At 67.0% G+C, this 285-nt stretch carries 1 protein-coding gene; it reads left to right on the forward strand.

Annotated features, from left to right (window positions below; translation table 11 throughout):
- Positions 1–13 precede the first annotated feature (13 nt).
- Entirely contained in the window at positions 14–202 is a 189-nt protein-coding gene (locus tag HKX41_11170; GenBank protein ID NNC24691.1) for a hypothetical protein, read from the forward strand.
- Positions 203–285: the final 83 nt, after the last annotated feature.

The following is a 285-nucleotide window of genomic DNA, read 5'->3' on the forward strand; positions in this document are numbered from 1 at the left end:
GCTCGACGGCACCGTGACCGAGAACTACAACAGCACCTTCTTCACCGCGCCGTTCGCGGTCGCCGCCACCGTGGACACCGACCAGGCCTGGCTCGACAAGCTGTGGACCTACCTCGCCAACGGCAGCACCAGCGATTACTACGGCGACAGCGTCAAGCTACTGTCGATGCTGGCGGTGACCAACAACTGGCTCAAGCCGTGATCCTTGCGGCCTGATCGCAGGACGCCCGATCGCTGAGGCCGGCCCGCGCGCGTCGCGGGCCGGCCGCATGCGCTTGTCAAGCG

This window comes from Salifodinibacter halophilus, assembly GCA_012999515.1.
GTDB lineage: Bacteria > Pseudomonadota > Gammaproteobacteria > Nevskiales > Salinisphaeraceae > Salifodinibacter > Salifodinibacter halophilus.